The organism is Endozoicomonas sp. SESOKO1 (assembly GCF_024606265.1).
Taxonomy (GTDB): Bacteria; Pseudomonadota; Gammaproteobacteria; order Pseudomonadales; family Endozoicomonadaceae; genus Endozoicomonas.
This window is the reverse complement of sequence record NZ_JAHHPP010000059.1, coordinates 1-1272: the sequence shown is the minus strand read 5'-3', so window position 1 is coordinate 1272 and position 1272 is coordinate 1. Positions and strand designations below refer to the sequence as shown.

The 1272-nt window shown below is 51.5% G+C and carries 2 protein-coding genes; one reads left to right on the top strand and one right to left on the bottom strand.

The window, feature by feature from the left end; all coding sequences use genetic code 11:
• Window positions 1-47 precede the first annotated feature (47 nt).
• Entirely contained in the window at window positions 48-503 is a 456-nt protein-coding gene (locus tag KDK13_RS03680) for a substrate-binding domain-containing protein (protein ID WP_373692202.1), read from the top strand.
• Here the strand turns inward: KDK13_RS03680 and KDK13_RS03675 are convergent.
• Window positions 483-1272 (bottom strand): DMT family transporter (locus tag KDK13_RS03675; RefSeq protein WP_257283552.1); only part of this gene is annotated, 790 nt, incomplete at its 5' end. The two genes, KDK13_RS03680 and KDK13_RS03675, sit on opposite strands and share 21 nt — an antisense overlap.

Sequence of the window (1272 nt, the reverse complement as noted above, 5' to 3'; positions counted from 1 at the left end):
TTTCCAGAACAAAAAATTATCATTTTTGATAATGTTGATAATATTCCATTGATATTGGCCTGATTACCCATAAGGTCGATGAACCGGAACTGATCACCAGCCCTATCGCCCGGGAGCAGTTGCTGCTAGTAGTACCCGCCCATTATCGTCAAGCGGGTTATCGTGATTTATGCCAGCTGGGTGTCATTATGCATCCCGATGCCAGCCATCATATTTCAACGGTGCTCCGGTCAAACTATACCCAATTCCGACACCTCCGTGAGTTCCCGGTAAAAGGAGCGGTTAACCAGATCAACCTGATTCTCGAGCCGGTTGCCGCCGGTAATGGCTTTACCGTTTTGCCAGAGTCCATGGTGAAGGCATTTCATCGGCAACAGGATATCTGCATCCTGAATTTGACCACGGCCATTTATGAAACCATTTATCTGGCTCATAAGCGGCATCGCCCGGTGGCAAGCCGCTACCAGTTTATTCTGAATGCACTATTCCCGAACCAACTGTAATTTGTGCATTGCTGGCTTAAAGAAAGAACGCCATCTGGTAACCAGCAGGGCCATAAAGATCAACCCACAACCGAAAAGCTTCTGGGCAGTCATGGATTCTCCCAGCCAGATCGCACTCATGACCGCAGTCCATACCGGCTCAATCACCATGATCAGCGCGGCATGGCCTGCTTCTGACTGTTTCAGAGCCCAGGTATACAGGAAATAGCGCAGACTGGTAGCCATCAGTACCGCTGCGGCCACCCAACCCCAGGTGTCCGCTGCAATCTGCGTCGGCCAGCTTTCCGTGGTGGCGGAGATGATCATGCCCAGTACGCCAGGCACCAGCAACAGCATAAAGGTCAGGGCCATTGAAGGGATGCCTGGTGCATTACGATTGGTATACACAAAATGCAGGGCAACAAACAGGGTCGCTATCAGATACAGCCCCTGGGCTGGCTCAAATTCCCAATGCCCTTTCAATGCCAGCAAGGCAATACCGGCAATGGCAAATGGCAGGGCAAGCAGCGTGAAACGGTCAATCCGGCTGCCATAGAGCAACCGGCCCATAAAGGGCACCATAATCATGGACAGACTCATGATGAATGCCCCTTCACCCAGGCGATCAGAACTGTCCACCGCCTGAATCCAGAGATACATGGCCATGGTCTGAATCAATCCCACCATCACACAGATAAACAACTGTTGTTTGTTCAGCCGGAAGAGTTGTCTTGCGGCAAAGGGCAGCAGCAACAGGGCAGCCGCCATATAACGGATGCCGATGTAACCC